The sequence below is a fragment of the Streptomyces sp. BK79 genome, from assembly GCF_044142145.1.
Lineage (GTDB): Bacteria > Actinomycetota > Actinomycetes > Streptomycetales > Streptomycetaceae > Streptomyces.
In genome coordinates this window covers 67,640-86,790 of record NZ_JBHVOC010000006.1, presented here as the reverse complement: position 1 = coordinate 86,790, position 19,151 = coordinate 67,640, and the positions used below count along the sequence as shown (strand labels likewise).

Genomic DNA, 19,151 nt, shown 5'->3' with positions numbered 1-19,151 from the left:
CGACTAAGTAAGTAACGGTCAACTGCCGCCCAGGGTGCCCCATGTGACGCACCCGTGAAAGAGGGCAGCGCAGGCCACCTTACCGGCGGGAGTACTTCCCTTGGAACGACCAACCGGGGATACCCCTTTTGTGGGGCATCCCCGGTCGGGATCGCTCATGTCATCGAGACGCCTGAAAGGTTCAGACGAGCTCGGTGACGGTACCGCCGGCGGCGGTGATCTTCTCCTTGGCGGAGCCGGAGACGGCGTCGACCGTCACCTGCAGCGCCACGGAGATCTCGCCCTGGCCGAGGACCTTGACGAGGCTGTTCTTGCGAACGGCACCCTTGGCCACCAGACCCTCGACGGTGACTTCGCCACCCTCGGGGTACAGCGCGGCCAGCTTGTCGAGGTTCACGACCTGGAACTCGGTCTTGAACGGGTTCTTGAAGCCCTTCAGCTTCGGAAGACGCATGTGGAGGGGCATCTGGCCACCCTCGAAGCGCTCCGGAACCTGGTAACGGGCCTTCGTACCCTTGGTACCACGACCGGCCGTCTTACCCTTCGACGCCTCACCACGACCGACACGGGTCTTCGCGGTCTTGGCGCCCGGGGCGGGACGGAGGTTGTGGATCTTGAGCGGGTTCTGCTCACCCATGATCAGTCGACCTCCTCGACCGTCACGAGGTGGCGGACGGTGTGCACCATGCCGCGGAACTCGGGGCGGTCCTCCTTGACGACCTGCGTGTTGATCCCCTTGAGACCAAGGGAACGCAGGGTGTCACGGTGGTTCTGCTTGCTGCCGATGTAGGACTTGACCTGCGTAATCTTGAGCTGCGCCATGATTACGCACCCGCCCCGGCACGCGCACGGAGAAGAGCCGCGGGGGCGACGTCCTCGAGCGGCAGACCACGGCGGGCCGCGATCTCCTCGGGACGCTGCAGGCCCTTGAGGGCCTCCACGGTCGCGTGCACGATGTTGATCTGGTTGTCGGAGCCGAGCGACTTCGACAGCACGTCGTGGATACCGGCGCACTCGAGCACGGCGCGCACCGGACCACCGGCGATAACGCCGGTACCCGGGGACGCGGGCTTGAGCAGCACGACGCCGGCAGCCTTCTCACCCTGGATGGGGTGCGGGATGGTGCCCTGGATGCGGGGGACCTTGAAGAAGTGCTTCTTGGCCTCCTCAACACCCTTGGCGATGGCGGCCGGCACCTCCTTGGCCTTGCCGTATCCGACACCCACGGTGCCGTCACCGTCGCCCACCACGACCAGCGCGGTGAAGCTGAAGCGACGACCACCCTTCACAACCTTGGCGACACGGTTGATCGCGACGACGCGCTCAACGTAAGCGGTCTTCTCGGCGGCAGCTGCGCCGCCGTCACGGCCCTTCCGGTCCCGCCGCTCGCCGCCACCGGCACCGCCACCGCGGCGCTGGGGTCCAGCCATTGGAATTACCTCTCTCTGTTTCCGCTAGCTACGGAACCGGGTCAGAACTTCAGACCGGCTTCGCGGGCGGCGTCCGCCAGGGCGGCGATGCGCCCCGCGTACTGGTTGCCACCGCGGTCGAAGACCACGGCCTCGACACCCGCGGCCTTGGCACGCTCGGCGACCAGGGCGCCGACCTGCTTGGCCTGAGCCGACTTGTCCGCCTCGCCGCCACGGATCGAGGTGTCCAGGGTGGACGCCGACGCAAGGGTGTGACCCTTGATGTCGTCGATCACCTGGGCCACGATGTGGCGGTTCGAGCGGGTAACGACCAGACGGGGACGCTCCGCCGTACCCGAGAGATTCTTGCGAATCCGGATGTGGCGGCGCTTGATCGCGGCGCGCTTGTAGGCGTCGCCCTTGAGGATCTTCTGTCCGTATGCCATGGCTTACTTACCCGCCTTTCCGACCTTGCGGCGGATGACTTCGCCCTCGTACTTGACGCCCTTGGCCTTGTACGGGTCGGGCTTGCGCAGCTTGCGGATGTTGGCCGCAACCTCGCCGACCTTCTGCTTGTCGATGCCCTCGACCGAGAAACGGGTCGGGGACTCCACCTTGAAGGTGATGCCCTCGGGGGCCTCGACCAGGATCGGGTGGCTGTAACCGAGGGAGAACTCCAGGTTCGAACCCTTGGCGAGCACGCGGTAACCGACACCGCTGATCTCGAGCTTCTTCACGTAACCCTGGGTCACGCCGGTGATCATGTTCGCCACCAGCGTGCGGGACAGGCCGTGCAGGGCCTTGCTCTGACGCTCGTCGTTGGGGCGGGTGACGTTCAGAACGCCGTCCTCACCCTTGGCGATGTCGATCGGTGCCACGACGGTGTGAGTCAGCGAGCCCTTCGGGCCCTTGACCGAGACCGTACGGCCGTCGATGGTGACGTCCACGCCGGCGGGAACCGCGATGGGGAGCTTGCCGATGCGCGACATAGCTGTTTCCTCCGTTCCCTTCCGCTACCAGACGTAGGCGAGGACTTCTCCGCCTACGCCCTTCTTGCCGGCCTGCTTGTCGGTGAGGAGCCCGTGCGACGTGGAGATGATCGCCACGCCGAGGCCACCCAGCACCTTGGGCAGGTTGGTGGACTTCGCGTACACCCGGAGACCGGGCTTGGAGATCCGCTTGATGCCCGCGATGGAGCGCTCACGGTTCGGGCCGAACTTCAGCTCGAGGACGAGGTTCTTGCCGACCTCGGCGTCCTCGACCTTCCAGCCCGTGATGAAGCCCTCCTGCTGGAGGATCTCCGCGATGTGAGACTTGATCTTGGACGCCGGCATCGTCACAGAGTCGTGGTACGCCGAGTTCGCGTTCCGCAGACGCGTAAGCATGTCTGCGATCGGATCAGTCATGGTCATGAATTGGCCTTCGGCCTCTCTCGCCGGGGTTTCCTGGTGCGCCATCCCTCTCCCCGATCCGAGACGGGACGGGTGCGGCGCGGTGGACCTACGGCGTAGTAAGTCGTACGGGCGGCAGACGCCCAACCCCACAAGCCTAAGGCATGCGGAGCCGGGCCCCTGCCGACCCAGATGCTTACCGAGAGTCTGAATAACCCGGAATTACCGGATTACCAGGAGCTCTTGGTCACGCCCGGCAGCTCGCCACGGTGAGCCATCTCACGAAGGCACACGCGGCACAGGCCGAACTTGCGGTAGACGGAGTGCGGGCGGCCGCAGCGCTGGCAGCGGGTGTAGCCACGCACACCGAACTTGGGCTTGCGAGCAGCCTTAGCGATCAGAGCCTTCTTCGCCATCTCGCTCACGCCTCCTTGAACGGGAAGCCGAGGTGACGAAGGAGCGCGCGGCCCTCAGCGTCGTTGGTCGCCGTGGTGACCACGGTGATGTCCATACCCCGGACGCGGTCGATCTTGTCCTGGTCGATCTCGTGGAACATGACCTGCTCCGTGAGACCGAAGGTGTAGTTGCCACGGCCGTCGAACTGCTTGGGGGACAGACCGCGGAAGTCGCGGATGCGCGGCAGCGCGAGCGACAGGGTGCGGTCCAGGAACTCCCACATGCGGTCGCCACGGAGCGTGACGTGGGCACCGATCGGCTGGCCCTCACGCAGCTTGAACTGCGCGATGGACTTGCGGGCCTTGGTGACGGCCGGCTTCTGACCGGTGATCGTGGTGAGGTCCTTGATGGCACCCTCGATCAGCTTGGAGTCGCGGGCGGCGTCGCCCACACCCATGTTGACCACGATCTTGACGAGGCCGGGAACCTGCATGACGTTCTCGTAGGAGAACTCCTCACGCAGCTTGCCCGCGATCTCCTCGCGGTACTTCGTCTTCAGACGCGGAGTGGTGGTGGTCGTCATCAGATGTCCTCACCCGTCCGCTTGGCAACGCGGATCTTGTTGCCTTCGTCGTCGAAGCGGTAACCGACGCGGGTCACGACCTTGTTGCCGTCCTTCTCCACGACCAGCTGGACGTTGGAGACGTGGATCGGGGCCTCGGTGGTGACGATGCCGCCGGCCTGCGAACCGCGAGCGGTCGGCCCGGCCTTGGTGTGCTTCTTGACCCGGTTGACACCCTCGACCAGGACGCGGTCCTCGCGGGGGAAGGCCGCGATGACCTTGCCCTGCTTGCCCTTGTCCTTACCGGTGATGACCTGGACCAGGTCGCCCTTCTTGATCTTCATGCTCACAGCACCTCCGGCGCGAGGGAGATGATCTTCATGAACTTCTTCTCGCGCAGCTCACGGCCCACCGGGCCGAAGATACGGGTGCCGCGAGGGTCGCCGTCGTTCTTCAGAATGACGGCGGCGTTCTCGTCGAAGCGGATGTACGAGCCGTCCGGACGGCGGCGCTCCTTGACGGTGCGAACGATGACCGCCTTGACGACGTCACCCTTCTTCACGTTGCCACCGGGGATCGCGTCCTTGACGGTGGCGACGATGACGTCACCGATACCCGCGTAGCGGCGGCCCGAGCCACCGAGCACACGGATGCAGAGGACTTCCTTCGCACCCGTGTTGTCGGCGACACGCAGCCGCGACTCCTGCTGGATCACGTCTATCTCCTGATTGTCTGCCGGTTCCCCGGGAGCCGCTCAGCGAGCGGCTCCCGGAGCCTGGCGGAACTGACCTGCGGGGTAATGCCGCAGGAATTACTTGGCCTTCTCGAGGACCTCGACGACGCGCCAGCGCTTCGTCGCGGACAGCGGCCGGGTCTCCATGAGGAGGACACGGTCGCCGACGCCCGCGGCGTTCTGCTCGTCGTGAGCCTTGAGCTTGTTCGTACGACGGATGACCTTGCCGTACAGCGCGTGCTTGACGCGGTCCTCGACGGCGACGACGACGGTCTTGTCCATCTTGTCGCTGACGACAAGACCCTCGCGGGTCTTGCGGAAGCCGCGTGCTTCGGTGTTGTTCTCAGTCACGTTGCTCTCGCTCATCAGGCGCTCTCCACCGTCTCGATGCCCAGCTCGCGCTCACGCATCAGGGTGTAGATCCGCGCGATGTCCTTACGGACGGCCTTGAGCCGACCGTGGTTCTCGAGCTGACCCGTCGCCGCCTGGAAGCGGAGGTTGAACAGCTCTTCCTTGGCTTCGCGGAGCTTGTTCAGCAGCTCCTCGTCACCCAGTTCGCGCAGCTCGGACGCCTTGGTACCGGCCGACATCACGCTTCACCTGCCTCGCGCTTGACGATCCGGCACTTCATCGGCAGCTTGTGGGCCGCACGAGTCAGCGCCTCACGGGCGATCTTCTCGTTGGGGTAGGACAGCTCGAACATGACCCGACCCGGGTGCACGTTCGCGATCCACCACTCCGGAGAACCCTTACCGGAACCCATGCGGGTCTCGGCCGGCTTCTTCGTGAGGGGGCGGTCCGGGTAGATGTTGATCCAGACCTTGCCGCCACGCTTGATGTGGCGGGTCATCGCGATACGGGCCGCCTCGATCTGGCGGTTGGTCACGTACGCCGGCGTGAGGGCCTGGATGCCGTACTCGCCGAACGCAACCTGCGTACCGCCCTTGGCCATGCCGCGGCGCTTGGGGTGGTGCTGCTTGCGGTGCTTGACCCTACGGGGGATCAGCATGACGGTCAGGCCTCCGTTCCGGTGCTCTCAGCCGGAGCGGCAGCGGCGGGCGCGTCGGCCTTGGGGGCCTCGGCGGCCGGAGCCGACTGCTGCTGCGGCTTGCGCCCACGACGCTCGCCACCACGGCCGCCACGGGCCGGGCGCTCGTTGCCGCCACCACGGGCCGGGCGGTTGCCCGCACGGGCGGCGGCGTTCTCGGCGCGGACCTCGGCGATGTTCTTGACGTCGCCCTTGTAGATCCAGACCTTCACACCGATGCGGCCGAAGGTCGTCTTGGCCTCGAAGAAGCCGTAGTCCACGTTCGCGCGGAGCGTGTGCAGGGGCACACGGCCCTCGCGGTAGAACTCCGAGCGGGACATCTCGGCGCCACCGAGGCGGCCACCGCACTGGATCTTGATGCCCTTGGCGCCGGCCTTCATCGCCGACTGCATGCTCTTGCGCATGGCACGGCGGAAGGAGACGCGGGAGGAGAGCTGCTCGGCGACGGCCTGGGCGACCAGCTGAGCGTCCGTCTCGGGGTTCTTGACCTCGAGGATGTTCAGCTGGACCTGCTTGCCCGTGAGCTTCTCGAGGTCACCGCGGATGCGGTCGGCCTCGGCGCCGCGGCGGCCGATGACGATGCCCGGACGAGCGGTGTGGATGTCCACACGCACGCGGTCACGGGTGCGCTCGATCTCGACCTTGGAGATGCCGGCGCGCTCCATGCCGGACGTCATCATCCGACGGATGGCGACGTCTTCCTTGACGTAGTCCTTGTACAGCTTGTCGGCGTACCAGCGCGACTTGAAGTCGGTGGTGATGCCGAGCCGGAACCCGTGCGGGTTTACCTTCTGGCCCATTACCGGGTTCCTTCCTTGCTGCTGACGACCACGGTGATGTGGCTGGTCCGCTTGCGGATCCGGTAGGCACGGCCCTGCGCGCGCGGCCGGAACCGCTTCAGGGTCGGACCCTCGTCGACGTACGCCTCGGAGATGTAGAGGCTGTCGGCGTCGGTGTGGTCGTAGTTGTGCGCGGCGTTGGCGATGGCGCTGTCCAGCACCTTGCCGACCGGCACGCTCGCGGCCTGCGGGGCGAAACGCAGGACCGCCTGAGCCTCCGTGGCATCCATGCCACGGATGAGGTCCACCACGCGGCGGGCCTTCATGGGCGTGACGCGGATGTACCGCGCCTGGGCCCTGGCTTCCATGGTTGTCCCTTCAGTGTTTGTCATGGTCTTTCACACCCCGCTGACTAGCGGCGCTTCGACTTCCGGTCGTCCTTGACGTGACCCCGGAAGGTGCGCGTCGGCGAGAACTCGCCGAGCTTGTGGCCGACCATGGACTCGGTGACAAACACCGGGATGTGGGTCTTGCCGTTGTGCACCGCGATCGTGTGGCCGAGCATCGCCGGGACGATCATCGAGCGACGGGACCAGGTCTTGATGACGTTCTTGGTACCGGCTTCGTTCTGCGTGTCCACCTTCTTGATCAGGTGGTCGTCGACGAAGGGTCCCTTCTTCAAGCTACGAGGCATCTCAACCCGTCCTTAGCGCTTCTTGTTCGTCTTGCGGCGGCGGACGATGTACTTGTTCGACGCCTTCTTGGGCGAACGAGTACGGCCTTCCTTCTTGCCCCACGGGGACACGGGGTGGCGGCCACCGGAGGTCCGGCCCTCACCACCACCGTGCGGGTGGTCCACCGGGTTCATGACCACACCACGGACGGTCGGGCGAACGCCCAGCCACCGCTTGCGGCCCGCCTTGCCCCAGTTGATGTTGCTCTGCTCGGCGTTGCCGACCTCGCCGATCGTGGCGCGGCAGCGCACGTCGACCAGGCGGATCTCTCCGGACGGCATGCGGAGGTGGGCCATCGAGCCCTCCTTCGCGAGCAGCTGCACGGAGGCACCGGCGGAGCGGGCGAACTTGGCACCGCCACCGGGACGGAGCTCGATCGCGTGGATCGTGGTACCGACCGGGATGTTGCGGAGGGCCAGGTTGTTGCCCGGCTTGATGTCGGCCCCGGGACCGTTCTCGACGCGGTCGCCCTGCTGCAGGTTGCGCGGGGCGAGGATGTAGCGCTTCTCGCCGTCCGCGTAGTGCAGCAGCGCGATGCGCGCGGTGCGGTTGGGGTCGTACTCGATGTGCGCGACCTTCGCCGGCACGCCGTCCTTGTCGTGACGACGGAAGTCGATCACGCGGTAGGCGCGCTTGTGTCCGCCACCCTGGTGGCGAACGGTCACACGACCGGCGTTGTTACGGCCGCCCTTGCTGTGCAGCGGGCGGACCAGCGACTTCTCCGGCGTGGACCGCGTGACCTCGACGAAGTCGGCGACGGAGGAGCCACGGCGGCCCGGCGTCGTCGGCTTGTACTTGCGGATTCCCATTTCTCAGTCCTCGTCCGATTCCGGACGATCCGGACCTCCGTCAGGAGGTCGGACCGCCGAAGATGTCGATACGGTCGCCCTCGGCAAGGGTCACGATCGCGCGCTTGCTGTCGGCACGCTTGCCGAAGCCGGTGCGGGTCCGCTTGCGCTTGCCCTGGCGGTTGATCGTGTTGACCCCGGTGACCTTGACCGAGAAGACCGCCTGGACGGCCTCCTTGATCTCGGTCTTGTTGGAGCCCGGCGCGACGATGAACGTGTACTTGTTCTCGTCGAGGAGCGCGTAGCTCTTCTCGGACACGACCGGCTTCAGCAGCACGTCACGGGGGTCCGTGAACGACTTGCTGACCGGGGTGACGACGGTGTTCTTGCCCTCGGCGGCGTGCCGGCGGGCCTTCTTGACGCGCGCTTCCTTGGCCTTCTTGGCGGCCTTGGAGGCGATGGCGGGGTGACGGATGGCCATCAGGCCTCGCTCCCTTCGGTGTCGTTGGCCTTCGGGCCGGACACGAAGGACTCGAAGGCGGCCTTGGTGAAGACCACGTCGTCCGAGACGAGAACGTCGTACGTGTTCAGCTGGCCCGGCTCCAGAATGTGGATCTGGGGCAGGTTGCGGGCGGACAGCCACGCGGCCTCGTCGGCGCGGTCGACGACCAGGAGCAGGTTCTTGCGCTCCGAGATCTTGCCGAACAGCGTCCGGGCGGCCTTCGTCGACGGGCTGTCGCCCTCGACGACGCCGGAGACGACGTGGATGCGGTTGTGGCGGGCCCGGTCGGTGAGGGCGTGGCGCAGGGCCGCGGCCTTCATCTTCTTCGGGGTCCGCTGCGAGTAGTCACGCGGCTGCGGGCCGTGGACGACGCCACCGCCGGCGAACTGCGGCGCACGGGTCGAACCCTGGCGGGCGCGGCCGGTGCCCTTCTGGCGGTACGGCTTCTTGCCGCCACCACGGACTTCACCGCGGGTCTTGGTCTTGTGCGTGCCCTGGCGGGCAGCGGCCAGCTGCGCGACGACGACCTGGTGGATCAGCGGGATGCTGACCTTCTCAACGTCGAAGATCTCCGCGGGGAGCTCGACGGTACCGGCCTTGTCGCCTGCCGGCGAAAGGATGTCAACAGTGCTCATCGGTTACCTCAGGCCCCCTTGGCCGCGGTGCGGACCAGGACGAGGCCGCCGTTCGGACCGGGAACCGCGCCCTTGATGAGCAGCAGACCCTTCTCCGCGTCAACGGCGTGGACGGTCAGGTTCTGGGTGGTGACCCGCTCGTTGCCCATACGGCCCGCCATGCGGAGGCCCTTGAACACACGGCCGGGGGTGGCACAGCCGCCGATGGAGCCGGGCTTGCGGTGCACGCGGTGGGCACCGTGCGAGGCCTTGCCGCCACGGAAGTTGTGACGCTTCATGACACCGGCGAAGCCCTTGCCCTTGCTCTTGCCGGTGACGTCGACCTTCACGCCGGACTCGAAGACCTCGGCGGTGACTTCCTGGCCGAGCGTGTACTCGGAGGCGTCGGCCGTGCGGATCTCGACGAGGTGGCGGCGGGGGGTGACGTCGGCCTTGGCGAAGTGGCCCTTGAGGGGCTTGTTCACCTTGCGCGGGTCGATCTCGCCGAACGCGATCTGGACGGACTCGTAGCCGTCGACGTCGTTCGTGCGGACCTGGGTGACGACGTTGGGGCCGGCCTTGACGACGGTGACCGGAACAACACGGTTGTTCTCGTCCCACACCTGCGTCATGCCGAGCTTCTCGCCCAGGATGCCCTTGATCTGCTTGGTCATCTTCAGATCACCGCCCTCAGAGCTTGATCTCGATGTCGACACCGGCCGGGAGGTCGAGTCGCATCAGAGAGTCAACGGTCTTGGGGGTCGGGTCGAGGATGTCGATCAGGCGCTTGTGCGTGCGCATCTCGAAGTGCTCGCGCGAGTCCTTGTACTTGTGCGGCGACTTGATGACGCAGTACACGTTCTTCTCAGTGGGCAGCGGCACCGGGCCCGCGACCGACGCACCAGTACGCGTCACCGTCTCGACGATCTTCTTCGCCGAGCTGTCGATGACCTCGTGGTCGTAGGCCTTGAGCCGGATGCGGATCTTCTGTCCCGCCATGGCTACTTCGTAGTCCTGTCTCTCGTAACGCTCTGGAACCCGGCGGTTCCCTGTTCTTTCTTCCCGTCCTCCGACCCACGCGGTCGGGCGTGTCGCACTCTCGCTGACACAGATGCCCCTTGTTCGAACATCCCTGCACTGGGAGGTGCGGGCCCTTCCGGAACCGCGGACCGGGGGCGAGAGGCCCACCGGGTGCCTGGCCGGTACCCCGCTGACACTTCCCGGAAGATTCCCGTACGTCCGCCCCTGAGCAGGGACGACGAGTACTGTGGGACTCGCTTCCGGTCCTCCCGGCGGGAGGCGCGCAGCATCGGCACTCGACCGAGCAACCCCGCTAGTCTGCCATACGGGGCGTGCCGCTGGCCAATCGAAGCGGATGACTGTACCCCACGTGATCGCGGGGTACACCTACGGCGCCGCCGCGGCCCCGCGTCACGCCACCGGGGGCCTCGGAGTCACACCACCAAGGGCCTCAGATGACGCCCTGCGCCAGCATCGCGTCGGCCACGCGTTCGAAGCCCGCGATGTTCGCGCCGGTGACGTAGTCGCCGGGGGCGTCGTAGCGGGCGGCGGTTTCGTGGCAGGTGGTGTGGATGTCGTTCATGATGGCCGTCAGCTCGTCCTCGACGCGCCCCGCCGTCCAGGACGTGCGGGCGTGGTTCTGGGCCATCTCCAGGGCGCTGACCGCGACGCCGCCCGCGTTGGCGGCCTTGCCGGGGCCGAAGGCGACGCCGGCCTGCTGGAGGAGGTGGACGGCCTCGGGGGTCGTGGGCATGTTGGCGCCCTCGGAGACGGCCTTGACGCCGTTGCGGACGAGGGTGGCGGCGTCGTTCTCGTCGAGTTCGTTCTGCGTGGCCGACGGGAGGGCGAGGTCGGCCGGGACCTCCCAGACGCGGCCGCCCGGCACGAAGCGGGCCGAGGAGCCCCGGCGCTCGGCGTAGGCGTCGACCCGGCCGCGCTCGACCTCCTTGATCTGCTTGAGCAGGCCGAGGTCGATGCCCTTCTCGTCGACGACGTAGCCGGAGGAGTCCGAGCAGGTGACGGGGTTCGCGCCGAGGGCGGTCAGCTTCTCGATCGTGTAGATCGCGACGTTGCCCGAGCCGGACACGACCGCCGTCTGGCCCTCCAGGTCCTCGCCACGCTCGCGCAGCATCGCCGCCGCGAACAGGACGTTGCCGTAGCCCGTCGCCTCCGGGCGGATCAGCGAGCCGCCCCAGCCCGCGCCCTTACCGGTGAGGACGCCGGCCTCCCAGCGGTTGGTGATGCGGCGGTACTGGCCGAAGAGGTAGCCGATCTCCCGGCCGCCGACGCCGATGTCACCGGCCGGGACGTCGGTGTGCTCGCCGATGTGCCGGTACAGCTCCGTCATGAACGACTGGCAGAACCGCATGACCTCCGCGTCGCTGCGCCCGTGCGGGTCGAAGTCGCTGCCGCCCTTGCCGCCGCCGATACCGAGGCCGGTCAGGGCGTTCTTGAAGATCTGCTCGAAGCCCAGGAACTTGATGACGCCCAGGTTGACGGAGGGGTGGAAGCGCAGGCCGCCCTTGTACGGGCCCAGCGCGCTGTTGAACTCGACGCGGAAGCCCCGGTTGACGTGGACGCGGCCCCGGTCGTCCTGCCACGGCACCCGGAAGACGACCTGCCGCTCCGGCTCGACCAACCGCTCGATCAGGCCCGGCTCGGCGTACTCGGGGCGGGCCGCGAGCACCGGCGCGAGCGTCTCCAGGACCTCGTGGGCCGCCTGGTGGAACTCGGGCTGGGCCGGATTGCGGTGCTCGATCTCGGTGAGGAGGTCGTCGAGCGTGGTCCTGGTCTCGCTTCGCGTCGTCACAGGGGCCCTTTCTGGCACGGCAGCACCGGAGATCCTGTCCGGTGGTGGGCGCTCGGCGCCGTTGCCGCGCGCGGGACGCTTCAGTGTTACGCGCAGGTAAACGTCCTGGCCAGCACTCCGTGCCGGGCGCGACCACTATGTGAGACCAGGATTTCGCATATCGGGTGTTCTTGTCACGTATGAGACGAAGGTCTCCCCCGCCGCGTCACCACGTCGCCGTCACGCGCCGCCGTTGAGCATCTCGGCGGTCAGGACGTTCCCGGCGACGCCCCAGCCTCCGTCCGCGACCTCGTCGACGAGGACGACGGTGGTGGGGCGGGCGCGCTCTCCGTAGATCTCCGCGTAGAGGTCGGTGGTGCGCTCGACGATCTTCCGCTTGTCCTCGGGGGTGAGGGTGCCCTCGGGGACCTTGAAGTGGGCGAACGGCATGTCAGATCATCCCCCCGTTGGCGCGCAGGATCTGGCCGTTCACCCAGTGACCGGCGGGGCCGGTGAGGAAGGCGACCACACCCGCGATGTCCTCCGGGGTGCCCAGCCGCTCCAGCGGCGGGGTCTTCGCCAACTGCTCGATCTGCTCGGGCGTCTTCCCGTCCAGGAACAGGTCCGTGGCCGTGGGGCCGGGCGCGACGGTGTTCACGGTGATGTCCCGGCCGCGCAGCTCACGCGCCATGATCAGCGTCATCGCCTCGACCGCGCCCTTGCTGGCCGCGTACGCCCCGTAGGTGGGGAACTGCGTGCCGACCACGGAGGTCGAGAACCCGACGAAGGAGCCGCCCGCCCGCAGCCGGCGGGCCGCCTCCCGGGCGACGACGAAGGTGCCGCGGATGTTGGTGCGGTGCACGGCGTCCAGCGCCTCCAGGTCCAGGTCGGCGATGGTCGACAGGGCCATCCGGCCGGCCGAGTTCACCACCACGTCGACGCCGCCGTACTCCTCCTCCGTCCGGTCGAACAGGGCGGCGACCTCCTTCTCCTCCGCCACGTCCGCCGGTACGGCGATCGCCCGGCCGCCCGCCTCGGTGATCGCGGCCACCGTCTCCGCCGCGGACGCCGCGTCGCGGGAGTAGTTCACGACGACGGCCAGGCCGTCCCGGGCGAGCTGGAGCGAGACCGCACGGCCGATGCCGCGTGATCCGCCGGTGACGATCGCCACGCGGGTCTCCGCGGCTGTGCTGGTGTTCGTGTTCGTGGTCATGCGTCCACGATGCGCCCGACCGGCATGCGCAACCAGGGGACGTCATCCCCTGGGTCGGCGGCCCGGCCCGGCGCAGAATGAGGGGCATGAGCGCTGTGAAGTACGCCGAGCTGGGAGCGTTCCTGCGGTCGCGGCGGGAGCGCATCCGCCCGGCCGACGTGGGTCTTCCGACCGGTCCCCGGCGCCGGGTGCCGGGGTTGCGCCGTGAGGAGGTCGCCCAGCTCGCGGGGGCGTCGGTGGACTACTACAACGAGCTGGAGCGCGGCGCCGGGTCGCAGCCGTCCGAGCAGATGATCGCCGCGCTGGCGCGGGCGTTGCGGCTGTCCGCCGACGAGCGGGACTACCTCTACCGGCTCGCCGACCGCCCGGTGCCCGTGCAGGGCGGGGCCGCCTCGCACGTGCACCCCGGCATGCTCGACCTGCTCGGCCGCATGACCTCGACCCCGGCGCAGGTGATCACCGACCTGCACGTGACTCTCGTACAGAATCCGCTCGCGGTGGCGCTGGTCGGGGACCAGTCCGGGTTCCAGGGGCCCCGGGCCAGCTTCGTGCACCGGTGGTTCACCGAGCCCGACGCCCGGCGCCTGTATCCCGAGGCCGACCACGAGAGCCAGTCCCGCGCCTTCGTCGCCGACCTGCGGGCCGCGGCGGCGCGGCGGGACGCCAAGGACCCGGAGGCGGGCTCCCTGATCCGCACGCTGCTCGGCGTCTCACCCGAGTTCGCCGCGCTGTGGGCCGACCACGACGTGGCCTTCCGGCGGGACGACCGCAAACGGATCGTCCACCCCACGATCGGCGTCATCGAGGTCAACTGCCTCAACCTCTTCAGCGAGGACGGACGGCAGCGGCTGCTCTGGTTCACACCGGCCGTGGGGACGGACAACGCGGGGCTGCTGGATCTGCTGGCGGTGGTGGGGACGCAGGAGGTCGTCAGCCCTGCGACGCGTACGGGAGGAAGTCCGCCCAGGCGGCCGGGGTGAGGGCGAGGCTGGGGCCGCCTGCCGCGTGCTTGGAGTCGCGGACGTGGACGGTGCGGGGGGCTATCGCGATTTCGACGCAGGAGTTGCCGTCGTTTCCGCCGCTGTAGGTGCTCTTGAACCACGCCAGCTCGGAGCCGTCCCCGGCGGTGGTCTTGCGGATCATGTTTCTCCCAGCAGTTGCTCGATGAAGGCCAGCGACTCCCCCGGCGAGAGGGCCTGAGCCCGGATGGTGCCATACCGCAACTCAAGGATGCGCAGGTCTTTGGGCTCGGTGATCGGCCGCCCGTTGAACGCGCCGTCGGACCGCCCGACTGCTGTACCGTCCGGGAACTTCAGCAACTCGATCCGACCGTCCAGTCCGGAATGGGTGTCACAGTTCGTCGGCATCACCTGAAGCACGACATTGTGCAACCGACCCACCTCCAGCAGGCGTTCGAGCTGCTCACGCCAGACCATTGTGCCGCCAATGGGCCGCCGCAGGGGCCCCTCTTCCAGGACGAAGCTCAGCGCCGGAGCAGGAGATCGTTCGAAGACCGACTGGCGGGCCAGCCGGGCGGCCACCATGCGTTCGACGTCCTCCGGCGCATACGGAGGCTGCGCCGCCCCGATCACGGTGCGCGCGTGGTCCCGGGTCTGCAGAAGCCCGGGGACGATGTGGCACTCGTAGAGGGCGATCTCTACGGCCTTCGCCTCCAGCTTCCCCAGCTCCCGCACCCGCTTCGGATACCGGACCTTCTTCACGTCCTCCCACGCCGCCGCGATGAGCCCGCCCGCGCCCAGCACCTCGTCGGCCCTGTCCAGGTACTCCTGCCGGGGAATCCGCTTGCCGCCCTCGACCTTGTAGACGAGGTCCTCCCCGTACCCGACCGCCACCCCGAAGTCGGCGGCCCGCATCCCCACCGCCTCGCGACGGAGCCTCAACTGCCGTCCCACCGTGGTGATGACCGCGATGCCCCACTCGTCGTCCGGGTCGACCTCCCACCCCGGCTCGTCCACCTCGACCGTCATCCGCACCCCTTCGTCGTACTCCCACCGATGCCCCAGCGCCCTACCCGCGCGCCCCTCCCGACAGCACCGACACCACCGGACAACGACCGGACAGTCACCCTACGTACCCGCTGAGTCACTTCTCACGGTACGCAGTCACCGCCACGCTGAGTGACGTGAACCAGAAATCAGCCGAACTCCCGACGTCCGTCCGCAACTTCAGCGTGCAGCTCAGCCCCACGCCTCGCGGTGCCCGCCTCGCCCGCCTGCTGGCCACCGAACAGCTCCGCACGTGGGGCCTCCCCCTGGACCCGGCCCGCCAGCTCATCGCCGAGCTGGCGAGCAACGCGGCGGCCCACGGACGCGTCCCCGGCCGCGACTTCCGGCTCACGTTGTACGTCGTCGGCGACACCCTCCGTATCGAGGTCGCCGACACCCGGGGCGAGCGGCTCCCCGACGTCCGGACGCCCGCGCCCGACGCGGAGTCCGGCCGCGGCCTGCTGCTGGTCGAGGCACTGGCGGACCGCTGGGGAGTGACCGAGGGCCGCTTCCCGCGCAAGACGGTGTGGGCGGAACTGCGCTGTACGCCACCGGAACCCACGTCCTGAGGTTCCGGTGCTCCCAGCGCCCTACCAAGCAAGAACCCGGGGAGAAAGCACCCCACCAAGCCCCACCCCTCCGCCCGAGGCGGGCGATCACTCACGCGGGTGAACATCGGCGCTTGGGCTGGCTTTCCGGGGTCCCAACTCCCCTACGCTCAGCGCCAACAGCAGCCGACATACGTCGGCCCCCGCCGGGACTGCCATCCCACTGCGAGGGCCTGACCACCAAGGAAGAAGCAAGGACTTCCCGATGGATACCCAGAACCCTAGCGCGCCCTCGCGCGCCCAGTCAGCCCCTGCCGACGACGCACCCCGTACGCGTCATCACGGCGGCGGCATCGTCCACGAGAACACCCGCCACACCACCCGCTTCGTGGTGATCGGCAACCACCTGGTCCAGCACAAAGAGCTGTCGCTGCTCGCGATCGGCCTGAGCTGCCACCTCCAGTCGCTGCCCTCGGGCGCGGGCGCCGACATCAAGTCGCTCGCCGCCCGCTTCCCCGAGGGCCCCACCCGCATCGCCGCCGCCCTGCGCGAGCTGGAGACCCACGGCTACCTGCGCCGGGAGCGCGTCCGCACGTCCACGGGCCGCATCATCACCCGTACGGTCTCCTGCAACCAGCCGCAGCGGCACCGGCGCGAGGCGGCCGACACCGCGTGCCCCGACCCCGACCGGCCCGCGCGACCGGCGGTGGAACGGCCCTCCCGGCCCCGGGAAGCCCGGCCCCGGGAAGCCCGCCCCCGCAAGGCGCTGCCCGCCGTACCGCGGCCCGGCCACGCCAACCCCGCGATCCTCCAGGTCGCCGTCGACCTCCTCACCGGCCTGCGCCGACACGACTCCCGCCTGCTGCTCTCCGCCGCCGACACCGCCCACCTGGCGCCCGGCGTCGCCGCCTGGCTGGAGCGGGACGTCGGCCCCACCGCCGTACGCCGTGCCCTGACCGCCGACCTGCCGGACGAGCCGCTGCGCCGCCCGGCCGCCCTCCTGGCCCACCGCCTCACCGACCGGCTGCCGTCCCCGCCGCCCTTCCGCGCCCCGGCCGCGCCACCACCGGTCCTGCTCCCGCTCCACAACTGCGACGGCTGCGACCGCGGCTTCCGCGCCCCGGAGCCGGGCCTGTGCCGCGACTGCCGTACGCCGGCGGGCCCGGCCGGGAACGACCCGGCCTGATCGCCCACCTCACCCCCAACCGTCCCGGACGGCTACCCTGGCCAGTGCACTCCCGGGAGGTCTCCATGAGCACGCAGGCCGATCACGGACACGGGTTGGTTCCCCGCCCCGAGCAGACACCGGACGCCCTGCGGGCCGCGCTCGCCGCCGTGGATCCGGGCCGACTTCCGGAGATGCAGCGGACCAAGGACGAGGCCTTCGCCAAGGCCGTGGAATGGCAGTCGCTCAGCCCCGTGCGGAGCTGGGTCCTGACCTGGGCCCGTGACATCGAGATCGCCCGGCGCCCCGATCTCGCCGCCCGTCACGCCCACGCCAAGAGCAACCTGGAACACGAGGACGCGGACGTGGCCAGGCAGGCGCTGCGAGAGTTGAGTGCCGTCCTGGACGAGGCGATGAAGGCTGTTCACGCTTGAGCTGGGCCTGGGAGTACGCCTTCGGCGCCGAAGAAGCGGCCGTCACGGCGCCGACCGCCTTCCTCACCGAGGTGGAACGCAAGGCCGCCGAGCTGGTCAGGGCGGCAGAAGCGCAGTACGTGCACGGCCGCGCGCACGACGGGGACGACCCGAAGGGCGGAGACATCACGGTCCCCGGTGGCATGTTCACCTACCAGATCGTCGTGCGAGCTGAACGCGTCTACGTCTTGCAGATCACCCACCTGGGCTTCTGAAACCCCGCGCGATCCCGCCGTCACAGGTCCGGACCAAGCCCTTGCCCCCGTCCCTCCGTCGTCGCAAGCTCCCCTCATGGAGCTGGAGTTGCGGCATCTCAGGACGGTCCGGGCCATCGCCGACGCCGGCAGCCTCACCAGGGCGGCGACGGCGCTCGGGCTCGCGCAGCCCGCGTTGAGCGCACAGCTCAAGCGGATCGAGCGGGCGCTGGGCGGCGCGCTGTTCGAGCGGGGGCGGCACGGGGTGCGGGCCACCGCGCTGGGGGAACTGGTGCTGGAGCGGAGCCGGATCGTGCTGCCCGCGGTGACCGAGTTGCAGCAGGAGGCGGCGCGGTTCGCCCGCACCCCGCGCGCGACGGCGTGCTTGAGGCTGGGCGGCACGCACGGGCCCCTGCTGGGCGCCCTCGTGGACCGGCTGGCGGACGTGGCGCCGGACGCGCGGATGACGACGTGCACCTCGTGGTCGGAGCGGGAACTGGCCGAGCAACTGGCCGAAGGGCGCCTGGACTTCGCCCTGGTCGGTGCCTGCGGGTCGGCCGCGCCGCCCGGCGCCGAGGGACTGCACTGGCGGGAGGTCGCCGTCGACCCGGTGTTCGTGATGGTGCCCGAGGGGCATCCCCTCGCCCGCCGGACCGAGGTCGGGCTGACCGAGCTGGCGGGCGAGGAGTGGGCCTGCGTACCCGGCGACGGCTGCTTCGGCGACTGCTTCACCGCCGCGTGCGCCCGCGCCGGTTTCACGCCGCGCCGCATGTACGAGACGGACACCGCGTCGCTGGTGCATCTGGTGCAGGTGGGACGGGCGGTCGGGTTGTGCCGGGCGACCTTCCCGACCACGCCCGGCATCGTCACCCGGCCGCTCACCGGGACGCCGCTCGCCTGGCGGCACCTGTTGGGCTGGCACGCGGCGACGCAGCCGCAGGAGACCGCCGCGACGGTGCTGGCGCAGGCCCGTATCGCGCACGCGGGCGTCGCGGCGGGCAGCGGCACCTACACCGAGTGGCTCGCCGCGCACCGTGACGTAACGCGCGAGGCGGTGACCTGAGGGAGGGGGCCGGAGCCCTCGGTCACTGAGGGCCGGTCCAAGGGGGTCGACTTGCCGAAACCGCAAGGTTTCCCGCCCCTGGGCGGCACGTCGGCCGAGACTGGCCGGGACCACAGGGGCACACCGGGGGCGGGGAGGAACGTGACGGTCCCCCGTCCGGCCGCGCCCCGCGCAGGCCACCGCGCCCCCGCGCAGGCCCACCGCACCCCCGAGGAGACCGCCGTGCCCACCGCCCGCCGCCGCACCGACACCCCTCCGCCCCGCACCGCGAACAGCGAAGCCGACGTCCTGCGCGGGTTCCTCGGCTACCTGCGCACCTCGATCGCCGCGAAGGTCGAGGGCGCCCCGGAGCCGCAGGTCCGCACCCCGGCGGTGCCCTCGGGCACGAACCTGCTCGGGCTGCTCACCCACCTCACCGCCGTCGAGAGCGCCACCTTCCTCGGCGAGCGGGTCACCGACTGGCAGGCGACCTTCCGGCCCGACCCGCGCGACACCGTCGCCGACGTCGTCGCCCGCTACCGCGCGGCCGTGGAACGCGCCGACGAGGTCCTCGACGCCTGCGACGACCTCGGCGCACCGCTCCCCCGGCCGGGGCGCCCCGGGCCGAGCGTCCGCTGGGCCCTCACCCACATGATCGAGGAGACCGGCCGCCACGCGGGCCACGCGGACATCCTCCGGGAACTCGCCGACGGCACCACCGGCCGCTGACGGACGGCACCTTCCA

At 69.3% G+C, this 19,151-nt stretch carries 33 protein-coding genes; 7 read left to right on the top strand and 26 right to left on the bottom strand.

From position 1 onward, the window contains the following. Positions 1-181 precede the first annotated feature (181 nt). The 24 genes from rplO to ACFIF2_RS09070 form a co-directional block, all read right to left on the bottom strand. Positions 182-637 (bottom strand): 50S ribosomal protein L15, encoded by a 456-nt coding sequence (rplO, locus tag ACFIF2_RS09185; RefSeq protein ID WP_043381011.1) that lies wholly within the window; start codon positions 635-637, stop codon positions 182-184. 2 nt (positions 638-639) lie between these two features. Beyond that, a complete protein-coding gene (gene rpmD / locus ACFIF2_RS09180) occupies positions 640-822 on the bottom strand; it encodes a 50S ribosomal protein L30 (protein ID WP_003974250.1) in 183 nt (60 codons plus the stop codon). Positions 823-824: 2 nt separating this feature from the next. Continuing rightward, a complete protein-coding gene (gene rpsE, locus ACFIF2_RS09175; RefSeq protein ID WP_004927232.1) occupies positions 825-1,430 on the bottom strand; it encodes a 30S ribosomal protein S5 in 606 nt (201 codons plus the stop codon). A gap of 41 nt (positions 1,431-1,471) precedes the next feature. Beyond that, positions 1,472-1,855 (bottom strand): 50S ribosomal protein L18, encoded by a 384-nt coding sequence (rplR, locus tag ACFIF2_RS09170; RefSeq protein ID WP_003974252.1) that lies wholly within the window; start codon positions 1,853-1,855, stop codon positions 1,472-1,474. Positions 1,856-1,858: 3 nt separating this feature from the next. Continuing rightward, positions 1,859-2,398, bottom strand: coding sequence for a 50S ribosomal protein L6 (gene rplF / locus ACFIF2_RS09165; protein ID WP_395572031.1), 540 nt, complete (start codon positions 2,396-2,398; stop codon positions 1,859-1,861). Between the two features lie 24 nt (positions 2,399-2,422). Continuing rightward, a complete protein-coding gene (rpsH, locus tag ACFIF2_RS09160) occupies positions 2,423-2,821 on the bottom strand; it encodes a 30S ribosomal protein S8 (protein WP_007384075.1) in 399 nt (132 codons plus the stop codon). A 209-nt stretch (positions 2,822-3,030) separates the two neighbouring features. Further along, on the bottom strand, positions 3,031-3,216 hold the full coding sequence (locus ACFIF2_RS09155; RefSeq protein ID WP_003948630.1) for a type Z 30S ribosomal protein S14: 186 nt from the start codon (positions 3,214-3,216) through the stop codon (positions 3,031-3,033). Between the two features lie 5 nt (positions 3,217-3,221). Then, positions 3,222-3,779: a 50S ribosomal protein L5 gene (rplE, locus tag ACFIF2_RS09150; RefSeq protein ID WP_073725077.1), complete on the bottom strand. Its 558-nt coding sequence runs from the start codon at positions 3,777-3,779 to the stop codon at positions 3,222-3,224. After that, positions 3,779-4,102: a 50S ribosomal protein L24 gene (gene rplX, locus ACFIF2_RS09145; RefSeq protein ID WP_003992365.1), complete on the bottom strand. Its 324-nt coding sequence runs from the start codon at positions 4,100-4,102 to the stop codon at positions 3,779-3,781. Before rplX ends, rplE begins: the two co-directional genes overlap by 1 nt. Positions 4,103-4,104: 2 nt before the next feature. Beyond that, positions 4,105-4,473: a 50S ribosomal protein L14 gene (gene rplN, locus ACFIF2_RS09140; protein WP_030831680.1), complete on the bottom strand. Its 369-nt coding sequence runs from the start codon at positions 4,471-4,473 to the stop codon at positions 4,105-4,107. Positions 4,474-4,569: 96 nt separating this feature from the next. Continuing rightward, a complete protein-coding gene (rpsQ, locus tag ACFIF2_RS09135; protein ID WP_395572030.1) occupies positions 4,570-4,857 on the bottom strand; it encodes a 30S ribosomal protein S17 in 288 nt (95 codons plus the stop codon). Further along, on the bottom strand, positions 4,857-5,081 hold the full coding sequence (gene rpmC / locus ACFIF2_RS09130) for a 50S ribosomal protein L29 (protein ID WP_005481220.1): 225 nt from the start codon (positions 5,079-5,081) through the stop codon (positions 4,857-4,859). The genes rpsQ and rpmC overlap by 1 nt, the downstream gene beginning before the upstream one ends. Continuing rightward, positions 5,081-5,500: a 50S ribosomal protein L16 gene (rplP, locus tag ACFIF2_RS09125; RefSeq protein WP_003974260.1), complete on the bottom strand. Its 420-nt coding sequence runs from the start codon at positions 5,498-5,500 to the stop codon at positions 5,081-5,083. Before rplP ends, rpmC begins: the two co-directional genes overlap by 1 nt. A 5-nt stretch (positions 5,501-5,505) precedes the next feature. After that, a complete protein-coding gene (gene rpsC / locus ACFIF2_RS09120; protein WP_395572029.1) occupies positions 5,506-6,339 on the bottom strand; it encodes a 30S ribosomal protein S3 in 834 nt (277 codons plus the stop codon). Beyond that, positions 6,339-6,686 carry a 50S ribosomal protein L22 gene (rplV, locus tag ACFIF2_RS09115; RefSeq protein WP_019329637.1) on the bottom strand — a complete coding sequence of 116 codons (348 nt, stop codon included), beginning with the start codon at positions 6,684-6,686 and terminating at the stop codon, positions 6,339-6,341. The genes rpsC and rplV overlap by 1 nt, the downstream gene beginning before the upstream one ends. A gap of 44 nt (positions 6,687-6,730) precedes the next feature. Then, positions 6,731-7,012: a 30S ribosomal protein S19 gene (gene rpsS, locus ACFIF2_RS09110; protein WP_003974263.1), complete on the bottom strand. Its 282-nt coding sequence runs from the start codon at positions 7,010-7,012 to the stop codon at positions 6,731-6,733. Positions 7,013-7,024: 12 nt separating this feature from the next. Further along, complete coding sequence (gene rplB, locus ACFIF2_RS09105; protein WP_395572028.1) at positions 7,025-7,861, bottom strand: 50S ribosomal protein L2; 837 nt, start codon at positions 7,859-7,861, stop codon at positions 7,025-7,027. Between the two features lie 40 nt (positions 7,862-7,901). Continuing rightward, on the bottom strand, positions 7,902-8,321 hold the full coding sequence (gene rplW / locus ACFIF2_RS09100) for a 50S ribosomal protein L23 (protein WP_073725079.1): 420 nt from the start codon (positions 8,319-8,321) through the stop codon (positions 7,902-7,904). Beyond that, on the bottom strand, positions 8,321-8,977 hold the full coding sequence (gene rplD / locus ACFIF2_RS09095) for a 50S ribosomal protein L4 (protein WP_395572027.1): 657 nt from the start codon (positions 8,975-8,977) through the stop codon (positions 8,321-8,323). Before rplD ends, rplW begins: the two co-directional genes overlap by 1 nt. A gap of 8 nt (positions 8,978-8,985) precedes the next feature. Continuing rightward, positions 8,986-9,630 carry a 50S ribosomal protein L3 gene (gene rplC / locus ACFIF2_RS09090; protein ID WP_395572026.1) on the bottom strand — a complete coding sequence of 215 codons (645 nt, stop codon included), beginning with the start codon at positions 9,628-9,630 and terminating at the stop codon, positions 8,986-8,988. Positions 9,631-9,646: 16 nt separating this feature from the next. Then, positions 9,647-9,955 (bottom strand): 30S ribosomal protein S10, encoded by a 309-nt coding sequence (gene rpsJ, locus ACFIF2_RS09085; protein ID WP_003948644.1) that lies wholly within the window; start codon positions 9,953-9,955, stop codon positions 9,647-9,649. 472 nt (positions 9,956-10,427) lie between these two features. After that, complete coding sequence (gdhA, locus tag ACFIF2_RS09080) at positions 10,428-11,786, bottom strand: NADP-specific glutamate dehydrogenase (protein WP_395572025.1); 1,359 nt, start codon at positions 11,784-11,786, stop codon at positions 10,428-10,430. Between the two features lie 219 nt (positions 11,787-12,005). Continuing rightward, entirely contained in the window at positions 12,006-12,215 is a 210-nt protein-coding gene (locus ACFIF2_RS09075) for a 4-oxalocrotonate tautomerase family protein (protein WP_395572024.1), read from the bottom strand. A gap of 1 nt (position 12,216) precedes the next feature. Beyond that, positions 12,217-12,978, bottom strand: a complete 762-nt coding sequence (locus ACFIF2_RS09070) for an SDR family oxidoreductase (protein ID WP_395572023.1) — start codon at positions 12,976-12,978, stop codon at positions 12,217-12,219. 77 nt (positions 12,979-13,055) lie between these two features. On the opposite strand from ACFIF2_RS09070, the gene ACFIF2_RS09065 reads away from it, so the two are divergent. Next, the gene (locus tag ACFIF2_RS09065; RefSeq protein WP_395572022.1) at positions 13,056-13,958 is read left to right on the top strand and encodes a helix-turn-helix transcriptional regulator; all 903 of its coding nucleotides are present in this window, start codon (positions 13,056-13,058) and stop codon (positions 13,956-13,958) included. Here the strand turns inward: ACFIF2_RS09065 and ACFIF2_RS09060 are convergent. Together ACFIF2_RS09060 and ACFIF2_RS09055 are read right to left on the bottom strand one after the other, a co-directional pair. Next, positions 13,909-14,121 (bottom strand): DUF397 domain-containing protein, encoded by a 213-nt coding sequence (locus tag ACFIF2_RS09060; RefSeq protein WP_395572021.1) that lies wholly within the window; start codon positions 14,119-14,121, stop codon positions 13,909-13,911. The genes ACFIF2_RS09065 and ACFIF2_RS09060 overlap by 50 nt on opposite strands. After that, a complete protein-coding gene (locus tag ACFIF2_RS09055) occupies positions 14,118-14,966 on the bottom strand; it encodes a helix-turn-helix domain-containing protein (protein ID WP_395572020.1) in 849 nt (282 codons plus the stop codon). The genes ACFIF2_RS09060 and ACFIF2_RS09055 overlap by 4 nt, the downstream gene beginning before the upstream one ends. 155 nt (positions 14,967-15,121) lie before the next feature. Here ACFIF2_RS09055 and ACFIF2_RS09050 point away from each other — a divergent pair, with 155 nt between their 5' ends. The 6 genes from ACFIF2_RS09050 (at position 15,122) to ACFIF2_RS09025 (ending at position 19,135) form a co-directional block, all read left to right on the top strand. Further along, a complete protein-coding gene (locus ACFIF2_RS09050; protein WP_395572019.1) occupies positions 15,122-15,553 on the top strand; it encodes an ATP-binding protein in 432 nt (143 codons plus the stop codon). Positions 15,554-15,797: 244 nt separating this feature from the next. After that, complete coding sequence (locus ACFIF2_RS09045; RefSeq protein WP_395572018.1) at positions 15,798-16,718, top strand: helix-turn-helix domain-containing protein; 921 nt, start codon at positions 15,798-15,800, stop codon at positions 16,716-16,718. A gap of 65 nt (positions 16,719-16,783) precedes the next feature. Beyond that, positions 16,784-17,131 carry a hypothetical protein gene (locus ACFIF2_RS09040; RefSeq protein WP_395572017.1) on the top strand — a complete coding sequence of 116 codons (348 nt, stop codon included), beginning with the start codon at positions 16,784-16,786 and terminating at the stop codon, positions 17,129-17,131. Next, positions 17,128-17,385, top strand: a complete 258-nt coding sequence (locus ACFIF2_RS09035; protein WP_395572016.1) for a hypothetical protein — start codon at positions 17,128-17,130, stop codon at positions 17,383-17,385. The genes ACFIF2_RS09040 and ACFIF2_RS09035 overlap by 4 nt, the downstream gene beginning before the upstream one ends. Before the next feature lie 76 nt (positions 17,386-17,461). Continuing rightward, the gene (locus tag ACFIF2_RS09030) at positions 17,462-18,427 is read left to right on the top strand and encodes a LysR family transcriptional regulator (protein WP_395572015.1); all 966 of its coding nucleotides are present in this window, start codon (positions 17,462-17,464) and stop codon (positions 18,425-18,427) included. 222 nt (positions 18,428-18,649) lie between these two features. Next, a complete protein-coding gene (locus ACFIF2_RS09025) occupies positions 18,650-19,135 on the top strand; it encodes a DinB family protein (RefSeq protein ID WP_395572207.1) in 486 nt (161 codons plus the stop codon). The last annotated feature ends 16 nt before the right edge of the window (positions 19,136-19,151 follow it).

Coding starts and splice junctions, on each gene's coding strand:
- rplO (WP_043381011.1), bottom strand. CDS start 637: ATGGGTGAGCAGAACCCGCTCAAGATCCACAACCTCCGTCCCGCCCCG.
- rpmD (WP_003974250.1), bottom strand. CDS start 822: ATGGCGCAGCTCAAGATTACGCAGGTCAAGTCCTACATCGGCAGCAAG.
- rpsE (WP_004927232.1), bottom strand. CDS start 1,430: ATGGCTGGACCCCAGCGCCGCGGTGGCGGTGCCGGTGGCGGCGAGCGG.
- rplR (WP_003974252.1), bottom strand. CDS start 1,855: ATGGCATACGGACAGAAGATCCTCAAGGGCGACGCCTACAAGCGCGCC.
- rplF (WP_395572031.1), bottom strand. CDS start 2,398: ATGTCGCGCATCGGCAAGCTCCCCATCGCGGTTCCCGCCGGCGTGGAC.
- rpsH (WP_007384075.1), bottom strand. CDS start 2,821: ATGACCATGACTGATCCGATCGCAGACATGCTTACGCGTCTGCGGAAC.
- ACFIF2_RS09155 (WP_003948630.1), bottom strand. CDS start 3,216: ATGGCGAAGAAGGCTCTGATCGCTAAGGCTGCTCGCAAGCCCAAGTTC.
- rplE (WP_073725077.1), bottom strand. CDS start 3,779: ATGACGACCACCACCACTCCGCGTCTGAAGACGAAGTACCGCGAGGAG.
- rplX (WP_003992365.1), bottom strand. CDS start 4,102: ATGAAGATCAAGAAGGGCGACCTGGTCCAGGTCATCACCGGTAAGGAC.
- rpsQ (WP_395572030.1), bottom strand. CDS start 4,857: ATGAGCGAGAGCAACGTGACTGAGAACAACACCGAAGCACGCGGCTTC.
- rpmC (WP_005481220.1), bottom strand. CDS start 5,081: ATGTCGGCCGGTACCAAGGCGTCCGAGCTGCGCGAACTGGGTGACGAG.
- rplP (WP_003974260.1), bottom strand. CDS start 5,500: ATGCTGATCCCCCGTAGGGTCAAGCACCGCAAGCAGCACCACCCCAAG.
- rpsC (WP_395572029.1), bottom strand. CDS start 6,339: ATGGGCCAGAAGGTAAACCCGCACGGGTTCCGGCTCGGCATCACCACC.
- rplV (WP_019329637.1), bottom strand. CDS start 6,686: ATGGAAGCCAGGGCCCAGGCGCGGTACATCCGCGTCACGCCCATGAAG.
- rpsS (WP_003974263.1), bottom strand. CDS start 7,012: ATGCCTCGTAGCTTGAAGAAGGGACCCTTCGTCGACGACCACCTGATC.
- rplB (WP_395572028.1), bottom strand. CDS start 7,861: ATGGGAATCCGCAAGTACAAGCCGACGACGCCGGGCCGCCGTGGCTCC.
- rplW (WP_073725079.1), bottom strand. CDS start 8,321: ATGGCCATCCGTCACCCCGCCATCGCCTCCAAGGCCGCCAAGAAGGCC.
- rplD (WP_395572027.1), bottom strand. CDS start 8,977: ATGAGCACTGTTGACATCCTTTCGCCGGCAGGCGACAAGGCCGGTACC.
- rplC (WP_395572026.1), bottom strand. CDS start 9,630: ATGACCAAGCAGATCAAGGGCATCCTGGGCGAGAAGCTCGGCATGACG.
- rpsJ (WP_003948644.1), bottom strand. CDS start 9,955: ATGGCGGGACAGAAGATCCGCATCCGGCTCAAGGCCTACGACCACGAG.
- ACFIF2_RS09075 (WP_395572024.1), bottom strand. CDS start 12,215: ATGCCGTTCGCCCACTTCAAGGTCCCCGAGGGCACCCTCACCCCCGAG.
- ACFIF2_RS09070 (WP_395572023.1), bottom strand. CDS start 12,978: ATGACCACGAACACGAACACCAGCACAGCCGCGGAGACCCGCGTGGCG.
- ACFIF2_RS09065 (WP_395572022.1), top strand. CDS start 13,056: ATGAGGGGCATGAGCGCTGTGAAGTACGCCGAGCTGGGAGCGTTCCTG.
- ACFIF2_RS09060 (WP_395572021.1), bottom strand. CDS start 14,121: ATGATCCGCAAGACCACCGCCGGGGACGGCTCCGAGCTGGCGTGGTTC.
- ACFIF2_RS09055 (WP_395572020.1), bottom strand. CDS start 14,966: ATGACGGTCGAGGTGGACGAGCCGGGGTGGGAGGTCGACCCGGACGAC.
- ACFIF2_RS09045 (WP_395572018.1), top strand. CDS start 15,798: ATGGATACCCAGAACCCTAGCGCGCCCTCGCGCGCCCAGTCAGCCCCT.
- ACFIF2_RS09040 (WP_395572017.1), top strand. CDS start 16,784: ATGAGCACGCAGGCCGATCACGGACACGGGTTGGTTCCCCGCCCCGAG.
- ACFIF2_RS09030 (WP_395572015.1), top strand. CDS start 17,462: ATGGAGCTGGAGTTGCGGCATCTCAGGACGGTCCGGGCCATCGCCGAC.